Source organism: Klebsiella sp. NPDC088457, from assembly GCF_044900465.1.
In the GTDB taxonomy this organism is placed as follows: Bacteria; Pseudomonadota; Gammaproteobacteria; order Enterobacterales; family Enterobacteriaceae; genus Klebsiella.
On the sequence record NZ_JBJDNH010000009.1, the window covers coordinates 96,374 to 111,026 of the forward strand.

Below are 14,653 nucleotides of genomic sequence, written 5' to 3' on the forward strand. Positions count from 1 at the left end.
TGTTATGCACTTTGATGGTGTCGGGTACGGTATTTGTCGATCAGCACTGCAATGATGATCACCGCCCCTTTGATCACCAGTTGCCAGAAATAGGAGACTCCCATCAGCGTCATGCCATTGTTGAGCGTGGCGATAATCAACGCCCCCACCAGCGTGCCGGTGATGGTGCCAATGCCGCCGACGAAGCTGGTGCCGCCGAGAATCACCGCGGCGATGGCGTCCAGCTCATACCCCATGCCGAGGTTGCCGTTGGCGCTGTACAGCCGCGAGGCGCTCATCACCCCGCCGAGCCCGGAGAGCAGCCCGCTCATACCGTAGACGAACAGCAGCACCAGCCACACTTTGATACCGGTCAGCCGCGCCGCCTGCATATTGCCGCCTACGGCGTAGATATGTACCCCGAGGGTGGTGCGGCGCAGGATGAACCAGCACAACACAATCACCGCCAGCGCAATCACCACCAGCCACGGAACCGGGCCGAGATAATCATTGCCGATCCATTCGAAACTGATATCGGAGTTAATCACCGTGGTACCGTCGGCCAGCAGATAGGCCGCCCCGCGCAGGGCCGTATAGGTCCCGAGCGTGACGATAAACGGCGGCAGCCCGGCGAAGGCAACCAGCGCGCCGTTAAACAGACCGAGCACCAGGCCGAGCAGCAGCGCCGCGGGAATCGAAAGCATCGACAGCTCGGGGATAAGCGACACCACCATCGCAGCCACCGCGGTGGTGCCGAGAATCGAACCGACGGAGAGGTCAATCCCGCCGGTCAGAATGATGAAGGTCATCCCTGCGGCAAGCACAATGTTGATTGACGCCTGACGGGTGATATTCAGCAGATTGCTTTCGGTAAAGAAGTTGGGCGCGATAAAGCCAAATACCGCGACGATCAGGATTAATATCGGCAAAATGCCGATCGTCTGTACCAGATCGCCCATCAGCATTTTTTTCGCCGAAGCGGATTTCGCCACCGGCTGCGCGGCGGTCTCTTTCTGCGTTGTCATGGTTGCACCGCCTTAAGGTGAGTGTCGTTAACGCCGGTAGCCAGCGTCATAATGCTTTCCTGGCTGATGTCGCCGACCTGGAGTTCGCCGGCGATGCTGCCTTCGCGCATGACGTACACCCGGTCGCTCATGCCGACCACTTCCGGTAGTTCGCTGGAGATCATCAGGATGGCCACTCCCTGGCGCGCCATCTGGTTCATGATGCGGTAAATTTCGCTTTTGGCACCGACGTCGACGCCGCGCGTCGGTTCATCGAGGATCAGAATGCGCGGGCCGATAGCGACCCAGCGGGAGATCAGCAGCTTTTGCTGGTTGCCGCCGGAAAGGCCGCCGGCCCGCACCTGCGCATGCGGCACGCGAATGTTGAGCAGGGAGATGGCGTCATCGGAAATGGTCTGCGCCTTTTTGCGATTGAGCATGCCCCAGCTGGCATCGCGCTCCAGGGTCGCCATGGTGATGTTTTCCTGCGCCGCCAGTTCGAGAAACAGCCCCTGCTCCTTGCGGTTTTCGGTCAGAAAGCCGATGCCGAGGTTGATAGCGTCGCGCGGAGAGTGAATCACCACCGGCTCGCCGTCGATTTCAATCACCCCGGCGGTGGCTTTGCGCACGCCGAAAATCAGCTGCGCCAGCTCGGAGCGGCCCGCGCCGACCAGCCCGGCCAGGCCGACAATTTCCCCGGCCCGCACCAGCAGGCTGCTGGCCTTGACTTTGCTGCCATCGGTCAAATCCTGCACCCGCAGGCGCGGCTGGCCCAACGGGATATCGCGCTCTTTGTTGAACAGATCGCTTAACGGACGGCCCACCATCATCCGCACCAGTTCGGAGGCGTTGAGCTTATCCCGGGTCAGGCTGCCGACGTACTGGCCGTCGCGCAACACGCTGACGCGGTCGGACAGTTCATAAACCTCCGCCATCCGGTGGCTGATATAGATAATCGCCATCCCTTCGTCACGCAGGCGCAGAATCAGCTCAAACAGGCGCTGGGTTTCACGGGAGGAGAGGGCGGCGGTGGGTTCGTCCATCACCAGGATTCGGCTGTTGCGGTGCAGCGCGCGGGCGATCTCCACCTGCTGCTGTTCGGCAATGGTCAGCTTCATCACCCGATCGCTGGCCTTAAACTGGGCGCCGAGGCGGTCAATCACCGCCTGGGCCTGCAGCAGCATCTCTTTGCGCTGCACCAGCCCGCCGCGCGTCAGCTCGCTGCCGAGGAAAATATTTTCGGCGACGGTCAAATTAGGCGCCAGCTGCATCTCCTGATAAATCAGGGTGATCCCGGCGGCCAGCGCATCTTTCGGCCCTTTGATGGTATGCGGTTTGCCGTCGATCAGGATCTCGCCGCTGGTGGCGGTATAGGCGCCGGCGAGGATCTTCATCAGCGTACTTTTCCCGGCGCCGTTCTCACCCATTAACGCGTGGATCTCGCCGGGCCAGACCGTCAGGTCAACGCCTTTCAGCGCATAAAACTTGCCAAAGGCTTTGGCGATATTGCGCATGGATAGTACCGGTGTCCCTTGCATGGCGGGTCTCCTGCGGGCATTGGTCGATAGCCGCAGTCCACCACAGGACGATAAATGCAAAATGTCAGCAGCCGTTCATATTTGTCATATTGTTGAATAGTTAACCTGGATCACAATTACGTGACGTTACTCTCCCGGTGAGGGGCCGCAGCCGCCAGGATAAACAAAAAGATCGTGGAGCCGGCCATGTCATCCCCTCGCTACCCGTTTTTCGCCAGCGCTCGCGGGCGCCTGCTTTCGTTTAATCTGCTGATGGTCGCGGTGACGCTGATGGTTGCCGGGGTGGCGGTGTTCGGCTTTCGCCACGCCAGCCTGCTGCAGGAGCAGGTGCAGCGACAGACGCTGGACGATATGACCGGCAGTATGAACCTGGCGCGCGATACCGCCAACGTCGCCACCGCGGCGGTACGCCTCTCTCAGGTGGTCGGCGCGCTGGAGTATAAAAGCGAGGCCGAACGCCTGCTGGAGACTCAGCAGGCCCTGAAGCACTCGTTGTCCCGGCTTGCCGCCGCGCCGCTGGCGCAGCAGGAGCTGACGCTGGTAGCCAGTATTATTCGTCGCAGTAATGAGCTGCAGCAGAGCGTTGGCGGGATGCTGGAGCGCGGCCAGCGTCGGCATCTGCAGCGTAATGAGCTCCTGAGTTCGCTGTATCAGAACCAGAGCTATCTCCGCCATGTGCAGGATCTTAACGATCGGCCGGGCATCGAGCCGATCGATCCCCGCCGTCTGGAGGAGATGGATCGACTGATTGCGGCCGCTATCCATACCTCTACGCCGAGATCGATCGTCCAGCAGCTGGATGAGGTGATGGGTTTCCTGCCCAAAACCAGCCGCGATCCGACGCTGGCCGCGATTCTGGCGGACTTCAACGGCGAGCTGGCGAGGCTGGAGCCGCTGTCGGCGCAGCTGGAGGAGAGCGATCTGGCGATCGGCTGGTATATGTTCCACATTAAAGCGCTGGTGGCGCTTCTCAACAGCGATATCAATCGGTACGTTGCCCGGGTGGCCCAGGCCTCTGAACTGCGGGCGGCGCAAAGTCATCAGGAGCTGCGCTCCATCAGCATGTTCATTCTGCTGTCGGCGCTGCTGGCGCTGGCCATCACCGGCTGCGCCGGCTGGTATATTTACCGTAATCTGGGCTCCAATCTGACCGCCATCTCCCGCGCTATGTCGCGGCTGGCGCAGGGCGAGCAGGAGGTCTCCGTCCCGGGGCTGCAGCGGCGCGATGAGCTGGGCGAACTGGCCCGCGCCTTCAACGTCTTTGCCCGCAATACCGCCTCGCTGGCCCATACCTCCCACCTGCTGAAGGAGAAAAGCACCCTGCTGGAGACCACCTTTCACGCCATGCGCGATGGCTTTGCGCTGTTCGATAATCAGGGGCTGCTGGTGGTGTGGAATCCGCAGTACCCGCTGCTGCTGGGGCTGGGGGCCGACGATCTGCAACGGGGCGTGCACTACCAGCATCTGCTGGGCCAGGCGGCGACGCTGGCGGAACATGTCCGGGAGAACCTGTCCCGCCCGTTGCCAAAGCCGCAGGAGCTGCAGCTGGCGGGGGAGCGCACGATCGAACTGCGCTTCAGCCCGGTTCCCGGGCGCGGGCTGGTCAACGTGGTGCTTGACCGCACCGAGCGCAAGGGGCTGGAACAGGCGCTGGTGCACAGCCAGAAAATGAAAGCCGTGGGCCAGCTGACCGGCGGGCTGGCGCATGATTTTAATAACCTGCTGGCGGTGATTATCGGCAGTCTGGAACTGGTGCAGCCTCAGGACGCCGATGCGCCGCGGATCTCCCGCGCGTTGAAAGCGGCGGAGCGCGGGGCGCTGTTAACCCAGCGGCTGCTGGCGTTCTCACGTAAGCAGTCGCTGCACCCCAATGCCGTGGCGATGAAACCGCTGCTGGAAAACCTCGGGGAGCTGATGCGTCATTCGCTTCCGGCGACGCTGAGCCTGGAGATCGAGGCGCAGTCGCCGGCGTGGCCCGCCTGGATTGACGTCGGCCAGCTGGAAAACGCCATCATCAACCTGGTGATGAATGCCCGCGATGCGATGGAGGGGCGGAGCGGGGTGATTAAGCTGCGCACCTGGAACCAGCGCGTCGCCCGCAGCGACGGGCGGCGGCAGGATATGGTGGCGCTGGAGGTGATTGACCACGGCTGCGGGATGTCGCAGGAGATTAAAGCGCAGGTGTTCGAGCCGTTCTTTACCACTAAACAAACCGGCGGCGGGAGCGGCCTGGGGCTGTCGATGGTCTATGGTTTCGTTCGGCAGTCCGGCGGCCGGGTGGCGATTGAGAGCGCGCCGGGGCAGGGTACCACGGTGCGCTTACAGCTGCCGCGGGCGGCGGTACAGGCCGCGACCTGCGGGCCGCAGCCGGAAGCCGAACAGGAGGCGAGCGGCGAGCGACTGGCGCTGGTGCTGGAAGATGAGGCGGATGTGCGCCAGACCTTGTGCGAACAGCTGCATCAGTTTGGCTGGCTGACGCTGGAGGCCGCAAGCGGAGAGCAGGCGCTGCAGATGCTTGAGGCCTCGACCGATATCGCATTGCTGATTAGCGACCTGATGCTGCCGGGCAGATTGAGCGGCGTTGAGGTGATTAACGAAGCGCAGCGACGTTTCCCGGCGGTTGCCGTGCTGTTGATCAGCGGCCAGGACCTGCGCCCGGCGCACAATCCCGCGCTGCCGGACGTCGATCTGCTGCGTAAACCCTTCAACCGGACACAGCTGATGCAGGCGCTGCAAAACGCCGTGGCCGCACCGCGTTATTCGTAGGCAGCGCAGCGGACGGATTTGAGATTCCTCCGCTACTCGCTGCTATCGCCGTTGATTAACGTAGGGCCAGCCCCCCGAAGAGACTGGCTTTATGAAACGTTACTTTACCGCTTTGATCCTCTGCACCCTGTCGCTGAGCAGCCAGCTGGCGCGCGCCGATATTATCGACGACGCGATCGGTAATATTCAGCAGGCGATTAATGATGCCTACAACCCCGGCAGCAGCCGCTCCGATGACGACGACAGCGATGATGACGGGCGTTACCAGGGTAGCCGCCAACAAAGCGCCGATCGCCAACGCCAGTATGACGATCGGCAGCGGCAGCTCGAGGATCGTCGCCGTCAGCTTGACGAGCGCCAGCGGCAGCTGGATCAGGATCGTCGGCAGCTGGAGAGAGACCAGCGTCGGCTGGATGATGACTACTGATGCTTCCCTGAGTGAGGGGCCCCGGCCCGCGGACGTGTGTATGCCGCGATCCGCGCCAGGCGTTAATCCAGCATCATCTCCATACCGTCGTAGCCTGCCTCGAATCCCGGCGGCAGCGTATGGTCCATCATCCAGAGATCAAACTGGTGGCTGATATGGGTGAGAATGACCCGCGGGCAACCCAGCAGCTGGTTGATGGCGCGTACCGTATTCAAATCGCAGTGGTTGCGCGGGAGCTGCGGACGCGGTTCGTGGCTACAATCGATTACCATCGCCTGCGGCGCGTTATTGAGCAGGAATTTCAGCGTCTTTTCCGGTAGCCCGGCGGTGTCTGATAGCCAGGCCACCCGGCTATGCGCCGATTCCAGCAGATAGCCAAAGGTGAGCTTCGAGTGGTTCAGCGGTAGCGGCGTGACCCGCAGCCCCTGTAGTTCAAACATCACAAAGGGTTCGACGGTATGGCTGAAGTCCAGCAGGCCGGGATGTTTAAACAGATCATCGCACCCCTCTGGATCCGGGGGGCCAAACACCGGAATCGGCGCGCCCACGCCCCAGCGCAGCGGGAATAATCCCTGCACATGGTCCATATGGTAGTGGGTGAGTAAAAACTGCTGAAAATGGCCGGCGGGCCACTGTTCCATCAGGTCGGGCAGCCCGGCATCCAGCAGAGTGACCGCCTGATTAAACTTCACCACCGCGCTACAGGGGCGACGGCGATACGCCTCATTGACGCGCGCGCGACGGCAGGCTGCGCACTCGCAGCCAAAGACCGGAACCAGCTGGGCGCCGCCGGTGCCGGTTAAGCGAATAGTCAGGCTCATTCTCCCTCCTCACAACGCTTTTTTAAAACGCAGATGACTGTGCAGATACCCTGCGCGGAGATAGAAACGGTGGGCATCGGGACGCGCTTTTCCGCTGGAAAGTTCCATCATCACCGCGCCGCGTCCGCGGGCTTCCTGCTCCGCCCAGGTTAGCAGCGCCTGACCGATGCGCAGACCCCGCATCTGCGGCAGTACCACCAGCTCCTGTACTTCGCCGATCCAGGCATTGAAATTGAGCGGGAACTGCAGCTGTAGCCCAATCAGCCCGACGGCTGCGCCATTCACCTCCGCCAGCTGATAGCGCAGGGTCGGATTTTGCAGGTTCATGGCAAATCCGGCGGCGAAATGGCGGCGATCGTAGGTTTTCTGCTTCAATTCGCCAATTAACGCATAGACGGCATCGACGTCGTCGCGGGTCACTTCACGAAGCTCACAGGTAAGCATGTTGATTCTCTTGTCGGGCGTAGTGGCGGCGCAGAAGCGTGAAGAATTGCTCGACCGATTGCCCGAGGCTGCCGTCGTTATTGAGGGTCAGGCAATCCGTTGGCGTATAGCGCGCCGCGCGCGCCAGGCGCTGGGCGATTTCCGTTTCGCTTTCCCGTCCGCGCTGCTGCAGGCGCTGGCGCAGTACCTCCGGCGTCACCTGCAGACAGATCGGCAGCAGGGCGTCGGCGTAGCGCGCCCGGGCCTGCGCCAGATGGGCGCGGGAGCCGTTAGCCACGACATCGAAACCGGCGTGCAGCCACAGGTCAATCTCGATACCAATCCCGTAATAATTGTTGTTGGCGTGCCAACTGAGAGCAAAAAGCTGCCGCTCGGCGCGGTTGAAAAACTCCTGCTTGCTGAGGGCGATATGATTCTCGCTGCCGGCGTTAAACGGGCGCGTGATGTAGCGGTGCGCCACCAGCAGCTGCGAATGTTCGTGCTGGCGTAAGGCCGCCAGCAGGCTATCTTTGCCGGAGCCGGACGGCCCCACCAGCCAAATCAATTTTCCGCTCATCAGAAGACCCTCTTTCCCTGACGCCAGACGTGGTCGATGTGGATATGCTCGCCGCGACGGTGCGCCAGCACCATATCGCCACGTTTCCCTTCGGCAATCACTCCGCAGTCGTGCAATCCCAGGGCCTGCGCCGGGTTCTGAGTGACCAGGCGAGCGGCCTGCGGCAGGGTGAACGCGTTGTTTTCGTCGTCGGCGATGCGGAAGGCCGCATCCAGCAGGCTGGCGGGGTAATAGTCCGACGACAGAATGTCGAGCAGATTGCTGGCCGCCAGCTGGTGGGCGGCGACGTTGCCGGAGTGGGAGCCGCCGCGCACGATATTGGGCGCGCCCATCAGCACGTTCATCCCGTGGCGACGCGACGCCTCGGCGGCGGCTAACGTCGTGGGAAATTCGGCGATCACGCTGCCAAGCTGATGGGATTCAAGCACATGTTCCGGGGTGGCGTCATCGTGACTGGCGAGGGCGATGCGGCGATCGCGGCACAGGGCGGCAATGGACCGGCGGTTGGCGTGCGACCAGGTGGCCGCCAGCGCGATCTGTTCTTCTTCGTAGCGCTGCATCTGCTCATTGTTGAGCTGATATTTGCCCTGATAGTACTCGCGATATTTCTCGCGGTTGGCGAACTGGCGCTGGCCCGGCGAGTGGTCCATCAGCGACACCAGGGTCACCGGCTCACGGTCCACCAGCTTCTCAAACAGCGGCAGCGTGGTGTGGTGCGGCAGTTCACAGCGCAGATGCAGACGGTGCTCGGCGCGGTTGACGCCGCGCTTCTGCGTCTCTTCGATGGCGTTGATCATCTTTTCCAGATTCTCCAGCCGGTCGCCGCCGTCGCGTACGTCGCCGATGGCGACCGCGTCCAGGACGGTGGTGATGCCGCTGGCGACCATCAGCGCATCATGGCTGCTCATCGCCGAGTGGGCGGGCCAGTCGACCTTCGGGCGCGGGGTAAAAAACTTATCCAGATTATCGGTATGCAGTTCGATAAGTCCGGGCAGCAGCCAGCCGCCTTCGCCGTCGAGCGCCTGCGGCAGCTGGCTCTGGCTTTCGGCAAAGGCGGAAATCATGCCGTCCTGCATTTCCAGCGAGCCGTGTACCACTTCATCTTCAAGAACCAGTTTGACGTTGTTGATAATCATGCTGTTATTCCCATCGGGTGCAGTCGGTCGGCGACCTGAGTGCGAACCGTTTGATCATGGAAAATGCCGACGATAGCCGCGCCGCGCGCTTTGGCTTCATCAATCAGTTCCACCACCGCGGCGCTGTTTCTGGCATCCAGCGAGGCGGTGGGTTCATCGAGCAGTAAAATCGGGTAATCGACCGCGAAACCGCGGGCAATATTGACGCGCTGCTGCTCGCCGCCGGAAAAGGTGGAAGGGGCAAGATGCCACAGACGCTGCGGGACGTTCAGGCGCGTCAGCAGGCTGGCGGCCCTGGAGGCGCAGGCTTCGCGCGGCATGCCGAGGTCGAGCAGCGGCTGCATCACCACTTCGAGGGCGGAAATTCGCGGGATCACGCGCAGAAACTGGCTGACCCAGCCAATGGTGCTTTTACGTACTTCCAGCACCTTGCGCGGCGAGGCGCGGACCAGGTCGACCCACTCGTCGCCGTGGCGGATGTGGATATGGCCGCTATCCGGCAGATAGTTGGCGTAGAGCGAGCGCAGAAGGGTGGATTTACCGCTGCCGGAATGCCCGTGCAGAACCACGCACTCCCCGGTATCGACCGTTAAGGAGGCATCGGCAAGGACCGGCAGGCGGACGCCATGTTGCTGATGCAGGACAAAGGTTTTATGTACATTTTCAACGCGGATGGCGTTCATTTTTAGCCTCTTCATGCCCGTTCGGGACCCTCCCGGCTGGCGGCTGGCGTCTTATCCGGGCGACCTGAGCGTGTGTGCCGTCGCCCCGGTAGGCGTAGCGCGAGCGGGGACTTTCCAGGGATTAGTTCTGCAGTACCGATGACACCAGCAGCTGGGTATACGGATGATGGGGATCGTCCAGCACGCGGTCGGTTAACCCACTTTCCACCACCTGACCCTGCTTCATGACCAGCAGACGATCAGCCAGCAGACGCGCCACGCCAAGATCGTGGGTGACAATCACCACCGCCAGGTTCAGTTCCACCACCAGGCCGCGCAGCAGGTCGAGCAGGCGGGCCTGTACCGATACATCGAGACCGCCGGTCGGCTCGTCCATAAACACCAGCTTCGGCTGGGTGACGAGGTTGCGGGCGATTTGCAGACGCTGCTGCATCCCGCCGGAGAAGGTGGTCGGCAGGTCATCAATGCGCGACGGCGGAATTTCGACGTCGCTCAGCCAGCGCTCGGCGGTGGCGCGGATATGGCCGTAGTGGCGTGCGCCGGTGGCCATCAGGCGCTCGCCGATATTGCCCCCCGCCGAGACCTGGCGCCGCAGGCCGTCCATCGGATGCTGATGCACCACGCCCCATTCGGTGCGCAGCAGGCGGCGGCGATCCGCTTCGCTCATCGCATATAGCGAGCGGTTCTCATACATCACTTCACCTTGCTGCGGCGCGAGGCGGGCGGAGATCGCTTTCAGCAGGGTGGTTTTACCGGAGCCGGATTCGCCAACGATGCCCAGCACTTCACCGGGCCACAGTTCGAAAGAGACGTCGCTGAAGCCTTTGCCCGGCGCATAGAGGTGGGTCAGCTGGTTGACCGCGAGTAACGGATGGTTCATTTATTCAGCGCCTCGCTCTGTTGGCGGCAATAGTCGGTATCGGAGCAGACAAACATCCGTTTGCCGCTGTCATCCAGCACCACTTCATCCAGATAGCTATGGCGGGAACCGCAGATGGCGCAGGGTTCATCCCACTCCTGTACGCTGAAGGGGTGGTCGTCGAAATCGAGACTTTCCACTGAGGTATACGGCGGTACCGCATAGATACGTTTTTCACGCCCGGCGCCAAACAGCTGTAGCGCAGGCATCATATGCATCTTCGGGTTATCGAATTTGGGGATTGGCGACGGGTCCATCACGTAGCGGCCGTTTACCTTCACCGGATAGGCGTAAGTGGTGGCGATATGACCGAAGCGGGCGATATCTTCGTACAGCTTCACCTGCATCACGCCGTACTCCTCCAGCGCATGCATGGTGCGGGTTTCGGTTTCACGCGGCTCAATAAAGCGCAGCGGCTCCGGGATCGGCACCTGATAGATCAGGATCTGATCTTCGGCGAGCGGCGTTTCCGGGATCCGGTGGCGGGTCTGGATCAGCGTCGCATCGCAGGTCGTCTCGGTGGTGGCTACGCCGGTCACGCGCTTAAAGAACTGGCGAATCGACACCGCATTGGTGGTGTCATCGGCGCCCTGGTCAATCACCTTCAGGACGTCGTTCTCGCCGATGACGCTGGCGGTAAGCTGGATGCCTCCCGTTCCCCAGCCGTAGGGCATCGGCATTTCGCGGCCGCCGAACGGCACCTGGTAGCCGGGGATCGCCACCGCCTTGAGAATCGCCCGGCGGATCATGCGCTTGGTCTGCTCATCAAGATAAGCAAAGTTGTAGCCAGTGAGTGGGTTAGCCACGTTCGTTCTCCCGTTGCAGGCGTTTTAGTAGCGCCAGTTCGGCCTGGAAATCGACATAATGGGGGAGCTTAAGATGCGAGACGAAACCGGCCGCCTCGACGTTATCGGCATGGGCGAGGACAAACTCTTCATCCTGTGCCGGCCCGGCGATCTCTTCGTCGTACTCCGGGGCCTGGAGCGCGCGATCCACCAGCGCCATCGCCATCGCCTTCCGTTCGCTCATGCCGAATACCAGTCCATAGCCGCGGGTGAAGTGCGGCGGTTCGTTCTCCGGCGCCACGAAGCCGTTGACCATTTCACATTCGGTCATCAGCAGTTCGCCGATGTTGAGCGTAAATCCCAGCTCTTCCGCCACGATCTCGACCGCGACGTAGCCGCTGCGAATTTCGCCGGCAAACGGGTGGTTGCGGCCATAGCCGCGCTGAGTGGAGTAGGCCAGCGCCAGCAGATAGCCCTCATCGCCGCGCACCAGCTGTTGCAGGCGCGATGAACGTGAACAGGGGTAGACCGGCGGCGCGCGGGTGATGTCGTCGGGGCGGGCGCCGGTATCCTGCTCAGCTTTCGCCAGTCCCTGCTGCGCCAGCAGGCTGAAGACGTGCGGCGTAGCTTCCTGCGGCTGCGTGGCGGTATTCAGCGGCGGCGTTTCACCGTTGGCCAGCAGGGTGAAATCCAGCAGGCGATGGGTGTAATCGTAGGTCGGGCCGAGCATCTGGCCGCCGGGAATATCTTTATAGACCGCCGAAATACGGCGTTCCAGGCGCATGCTGGCGGTATCGACAGGTTCGCTCACCGCCAGCCGCTGCAGGGTGGTGCGATAAGCGCGCAGTAAAAAAATAGCTTCGACGTTGTCGCCGCTGGCCTGCTTGAGCGCCAGCGCCGCCAGTTCGCGGTCGGCAATGCCGCCTTCGGTCATCACCCGATCGACCGCAAGGTGCAACTGCTGGTTAATCTGTTCAATGCTCAGTTCGGGAAGCTGTCCATCGCCTCGTCGTTTATGTTCCTGTAAGGCGTGAGCGGCGACGATCGCCTTCTCTCCGCCTTTGACGGCAACGTACATCAGCAAACCTCCACATGGGTGGTGCGCGGGATGGCCAGCAGGCGTTCGCCGCAGGTCAGGATCAGGTCAATCCCCAGCGGGAACGGATGCGGGCGTTCGGTTAGTTCATCAATAATGCAGTCCGGCAGCTGCGGGGCGATCATGCGCTCTTCGGCGATACCGGCCCCGGTCAGGCGCAGCATGCGCCCGCCGCTGAGGCTGGCGAGTTGGACCATCAGCGTGACGCCGGTTTCCGGCGCGGCGACGGTACCGGCGGAGAGGACGTTAAGCTGTTCGCTGCTGATACGTTCATCGGTGACGGCGAAGACCGCCTGCTGCGGCAGATCAACCAGCGGCGCGCCGGTATGAAAACGCAGATTTTGTCCGACCAGGTCGTTATGCAGCGCCGACGAGAGCCAGACCGGCGTGTCGTGATCCGCCAGGGTCAGCAGCAGGCTGGTGGAGGCGATATTCAACGGCTGCCAGCCGTGCTGAAGCTGCTGCAGGGAGACGATCACGCCCGGCTCGCTCATGGCTTTCAGCAGGCGGCGAAAACTGTGTTGGGCATCCTGCACCGGTAGGGTAAAGGCGGTTTGTAAGGTCATGCGTTATCTCCGCGAACCAGAGTAAAGAAGTCCACCCGGCTGGCGTTGACTTCTGCGCGTCGGGCTGCAATGTGCGCGCTGCGTTGTGCTTCCAGCGGGGTAATTAGGGTTTCCATTAAGGTGTGAAAATGGTGGGGAGACTGCATCAGCGCATCGATGGTCGCGCAGCGCTCGGCATGCGGTCGGTCGCGACCCAGGATCCAGCTGTAGCCCAGCGTGCCGTCGGCGAGGCGAATCGCGGCGCGGGTCAGGGTGGCGTCACCGGCGAAGAAACGATCGCCAATCCCACCCATACGCGCCTGCAGCTGCACCAGACCGGTTTCCGGGGGGCGAATCAGTTCATACTCCGGCGCCAGCTGCAGCGCCTGCATGCGTGCCTGCAGCTCTTGTGGTTCACTGTGGGCCAGCACGGACATCCAGCGCTGGCGGGTTGCGGTATCAAAGTGCATTCAGTGCTCCATGGTGAATTCAATCATGTCCGCCCGGGTCAGGCTGACGGAATACTCCGTGGCCTGCGACTCACCCGTACGGTGGTTTAGGGTTCTCACGCACAGCAGCGGCGCCATGTTGGGGATCCCGAGGATGTTGCTCTCTTTGGCCTGGGCGCGGCGGGCGCTGATTTTGGTACGCGCGCGGGTCAGCTCGATATCCAGCTGCTGGCGCAGAAAATCGTGCAGCGAGCCGTGAGTAAAGGTTTGCAGCGCGGGCCAGAAGCGCAGATCGGCAAAGTAGTGGTCAATCAGACACAGCGCGACGCCGTTGACGCGGCGCAGAGTGCGCAGATGAATGACGTTCTCGCCTTCGTGAATGCCAAAGGCTTCGGCGATGTGGCTGCTGGCCGGACGCAGCACCGAGAGCAGCTTTTCGCTGGTCGGGTGGCTGCCCTGATCGAGCAGGTTCTGGCTGAAGCGCGCCTGGGCATTGAGCGGATAATCGATGGGGCGCATCAGCACCAGTACGCCGACCCCCTGACGGCGCTGCACCCAGCCGCGTTCAACCAGCTGGTCGATCGCCCGGCGCAGGGTATGACGGTTGACTTCAAAGCGCGTGGCCAGCTGCTGTTCGGCGGGAAGATAGTCGCCGCAGCGGTAATGGTGGCGCAGCTCCTGCTCGAGTTTGGCGGCAATTTCCTGATACCGGGTGGGGTAACTGGTCGGATGTCTGGATAGGTACATGTCAATCGAGCCTCACTAAGCAGAAGAAGGGATTTCCCTCTGAGAGTGGCCCGATCCTGACGCGTTTTTGTTACATTGCGGTTAAAGCATAATGACCGACGGATGAAGAGTTAGCTCCAGCTGAATGACAGGGCGGGAGAGCCCGCCCGGAGGGGGGAGCATCAAGGTTGTTTGACGACGTTAACCATCCAGGGAACATCAAAGCGATCGATCACTTTGCCGAAGCCGTGGGCCCAGAACGTCTCCTGCCAGTCCATTTCAATACGTCCGCCGTCGGCGAGGCCGTCGAACCAGCATTTACCTGCATCCAGATCCTGGGTATCAAGTACCAGCGTAAAACCGGCATAGCGCTGATTGTCGCCGGTCGGGCTGTCGCCCAGCATGAGCTCGCTTCCGGCGACGCGCAGGCTGGCGTGAGCGATACAGTCGGCGGCCAGGTGCTGGCCGGAAGGGCAGCCATCTTCGGCATCCTTCATATCCTGCGGCATTTCGCCGTAGGTGATTTGATGGAGCAGTTCGGCACCCAGCGTTTGCTGATAAAACGCAATCGCCGCCGCGCAGTTGCCGCTAAAGGAGAGATAGGGACTTAGGGGCATAACCATTACCTCAGGTAAAGAAAGACCCATTAAGCGTAGATGGTGTTGGGCAATCCAGGCCAGGCGGTAACGGTCGGCGGCGGCGCGCGAGTGGCAGAGAATAAACGGGATGACGTGCGCAAATATAGCGGGTCATTTATCCCGGCGGTGATGATCCCGCCG

The 14,653-nt window shown here is 61.8% G+C and carries 16 protein-coding genes; 2 read left to right on the forward strand and 14 right to left on the reverse strand.

Annotated elements, in window-relative coordinates; genetic code table 11:
- Positions 1-2: 2 nt before the first annotated feature.
- A complete protein-coding gene (locus tag ACI2JR_RS07930; protein ID WP_132730267.1) occupies positions 3-1,004 on the reverse strand; it encodes an ABC transporter permease subunit in 1,002 nt (333 codons plus the stop codon).
- Positions 1,001-2,521 (reverse strand): sugar ABC transporter ATP-binding protein, encoded by a 1,521-nt coding sequence (locus tag ACI2JR_RS07935; RefSeq protein ID WP_132730266.1) that lies wholly within the window; start codon positions 2,519-2,521, stop codon positions 1,001-1,003. Before ACI2JR_RS07935 ends, ACI2JR_RS07930 begins: the two co-directional genes overlap by 4 nt.
- 186 nt (positions 2,522-2,707) lie before the next feature.
- Here ACI2JR_RS07935 and ACI2JR_RS07940 point away from each other — a divergent pair, with 186 nt between their 5' ends.
- Both ACI2JR_RS07940 and yjdP read left to right on the forward strand, forming a co-directional pair.
- Positions 2,708-5,287, forward strand: coding sequence for an ATP-binding protein (locus tag ACI2JR_RS07940; RefSeq protein ID WP_462478280.1), 2,580 nt, complete (start codon positions 2,708-2,710; stop codon positions 5,285-5,287).
- Positions 5,288-5,378: 91 nt separating this feature from the next.
- Positions 5,379-5,714 (forward strand): DDRRRQL repeat protein YjdP, encoded by a 336-nt coding sequence (gene yjdP / locus ACI2JR_RS07945; RefSeq protein ID WP_132730264.1) that lies wholly within the window; start codon positions 5,379-5,381, stop codon positions 5,712-5,714.
- Positions 5,715-5,776: 62 nt separating this feature from the next.
- Here the strand turns inward: yjdP and phnP are convergent, their stop codons facing one another.
- The 12 genes from phnP to yjdN form a co-directional block, all read right to left on the reverse strand.
- Positions 5,777-6,535, reverse strand: a complete 759-nt coding sequence (gene phnP / locus ACI2JR_RS07950) for a phosphonate metabolism protein PhnP (RefSeq protein WP_132730263.1) — start codon at positions 6,533-6,535, stop codon at positions 5,777-5,779.
- Between the two features lie 9 nt (positions 6,536-6,544).
- The gene (phnO, locus tag ACI2JR_RS07955) at positions 6,545-6,979 is read right to left on the reverse strand and encodes an aminoalkylphosphonate N-acetyltransferase (RefSeq protein ID WP_132730262.1); all 435 of its coding nucleotides are present in this window, start codon (positions 6,977-6,979) and stop codon (positions 6,545-6,547) included.
- Positions 6,966-7,535, reverse strand: a complete 570-nt coding sequence (phnN, locus tag ACI2JR_RS07960) for a ribose 1,5-bisphosphokinase (RefSeq protein WP_132730261.1) — start codon at positions 7,533-7,535, stop codon at positions 6,966-6,968. The genes phnO and phnN overlap by 14 nt, the downstream gene beginning before the upstream one ends.
- Positions 7,535-8,671: an alpha-D-ribose 1-methylphosphonate 5-triphosphate diphosphatase gene (gene phnM / locus ACI2JR_RS07965; RefSeq protein ID WP_462478281.1), complete on the reverse strand. Its 1,137-nt coding sequence runs from the start codon at positions 8,669-8,671 to the stop codon at positions 7,535-7,537. The genes phnN and phnM overlap by 1 nt, the downstream gene beginning before the upstream one ends.
- The gene (gene phnL / locus ACI2JR_RS07970) at positions 8,668-9,354 is read right to left on the reverse strand and encodes a phosphonate C-P lyase system protein PhnL (protein ID WP_132730352.1); all 687 of its coding nucleotides are present in this window, start codon (positions 9,352-9,354) and stop codon (positions 8,668-8,670) included. Before phnL ends, phnM begins: the two co-directional genes overlap by 4 nt.
- 121 nt (positions 9,355-9,475) lie before the next feature.
- Complete coding sequence (gene phnK / locus ACI2JR_RS07975; RefSeq protein ID WP_132730259.1) at positions 9,476-10,234, reverse strand: phosphonate C-P lyase system protein PhnK; 759 nt, start codon at positions 10,232-10,234, stop codon at positions 9,476-9,478.
- A complete protein-coding gene (locus tag ACI2JR_RS07980; protein ID WP_132730258.1) occupies positions 10,231-11,079 on the reverse strand; it encodes an alpha-D-ribose 1-methylphosphonate 5-phosphate C-P-lyase PhnJ in 849 nt (282 codons plus the stop codon). The genes phnK and ACI2JR_RS07980 overlap by 4 nt, the downstream gene beginning before the upstream one ends.
- On the reverse strand, positions 11,072-12,136 hold the full coding sequence (locus ACI2JR_RS07985) for a carbon-phosphorus lyase complex subunit (RefSeq protein WP_132730257.1): 1,065 nt from the start codon (positions 12,134-12,136) through the stop codon (positions 11,072-11,074). The genes ACI2JR_RS07980 and ACI2JR_RS07985 overlap by 8 nt, the downstream gene beginning before the upstream one ends.
- A complete protein-coding gene (gene phnH / locus ACI2JR_RS07990; RefSeq protein ID WP_132730256.1) occupies positions 12,136-12,720 on the reverse strand; it encodes a phosphonate C-P lyase system protein PhnH in 585 nt (194 codons plus the stop codon). Before phnH ends, ACI2JR_RS07985 begins: the two co-directional genes overlap by 1 nt.
- Entirely contained in the window at positions 12,717-13,169 is a 453-nt protein-coding gene (gene phnG, locus ACI2JR_RS07995) for a phosphonate C-P lyase system protein PhnG (RefSeq protein ID WP_132730255.1), read from the reverse strand. Before phnG ends, phnH begins: the two co-directional genes overlap by 4 nt.
- A complete protein-coding gene (gene phnF / locus ACI2JR_RS08000) occupies positions 13,170-13,895 on the reverse strand; it encodes a phosphonate metabolism transcriptional regulator PhnF (protein WP_132730254.1) in 726 nt (241 codons plus the stop codon). It abuts the gene before it with no gap.
- Between the two features lie 161 nt (positions 13,896-14,056).
- Positions 14,057-14,491 (reverse strand): VOC family metalloprotein YjdN, encoded by a 435-nt coding sequence (gene yjdN, locus ACI2JR_RS08005; protein ID WP_462478282.1) that lies wholly within the window; start codon positions 14,489-14,491, stop codon positions 14,057-14,059.
- Positions 14,492-14,653: the final 162 nt, after the last annotated feature.

What these genes read in the sequence shown, in the direction of transcription:
- phnM (WP_462478281.1), bottom strand. Translation starts at nt 8,671, where the DNA reads ATGATTATCAACAACGTCAAACTGGTTCTTGAAGATGAAGTGGTACAC.
- yjdN (WP_462478282.1), bottom strand. Translation starts at nt 14,491, where the DNA reads ATGCCCCTAAGTCCCTATCTCTCCTTTAGCGGCAACTGCGCGGCGGCG.
- phnF (WP_132730254.1), bottom strand. Translation starts at nt 13,895, where the DNA reads ATGTACCTATCCAGACATCCGACCAGTTACCCCACCCGGTATCAGGAA.
- phnK (WP_132730259.1), bottom strand. Translation starts at nt 10,234, where the DNA reads ATGAACCATCCGTTACTCGCGGTCAACCAGCTGACCCACCTCTATGCG.
- ACI2JR_RS07985 (WP_132730257.1), bottom strand. Translation starts at nt 12,136, where the DNA reads ATGTACGTTGCCGTCAAAGGCGGAGAGAAGGCGATCGTCGCCGCTCAC.
- ACI2JR_RS07930 (WP_132730267.1), bottom strand. Translation starts at nt 1,004, where the DNA reads ATGACAACGCAGAAAGAGACCGCCGCGCAGCCGGTGGCGAAATCCGCT.
- phnO (WP_132730262.1), bottom strand. Translation starts at nt 6,979, where the DNA reads ATGCTTACCTGTGAGCTTCGTGAAGTGACCCGCGACGACGTCGATGCC.
- ACI2JR_RS07940 (WP_462478280.1), top strand. Translation starts at nt 2,708, where the DNA reads ATGTCATCCCCTCGCTACCCGTTTTTCGCCAGCGCTCGCGGGCGCCTG.
- phnH (WP_132730256.1), bottom strand. Translation starts at nt 12,720, where the DNA reads ATGACCTTACAAACCGCCTTTACCCTACCGGTGCAGGATGCCCAACAC.
- yjdP (WP_132730264.1), top strand. Translation starts at nt 5,379, where the DNA reads ATGAAACGTTACTTTACCGCTTTGATCCTCTGCACCCTGTCGCTGAGC.
- phnN (WP_132730261.1), bottom strand. Translation starts at nt 7,535, where the DNA reads ATGAGCGGAAAATTGATTTGGCTGGTGGGGCCGTCCGGCTCCGGCAAA.
- phnG (WP_132730255.1), bottom strand. Translation starts at nt 13,169, where the DNA reads ATGCACTTTGATACCGCAACCCGCCAGCGCTGGATGTCCGTGCTGGCC.
- ACI2JR_RS07935 (WP_132730266.1), bottom strand. Translation starts at nt 2,521, where the DNA reads ATGCAAGGGACACCGGTACTATCCATGCGCAATATCGCCAAAGCCTTT.
- phnP (WP_132730263.1), bottom strand. Translation starts at nt 6,535, where the DNA reads ATGAGCCTGACTATTCGCTTAACCGGCACCGGCGGCGCCCAGCTGGTT.
- phnL (WP_132730352.1), bottom strand. Translation starts at nt 9,354, where the DNA reads ATGAACGCCATCCGCGTTGAAAATGTACATAAAACCTTTGTCCTGCAT.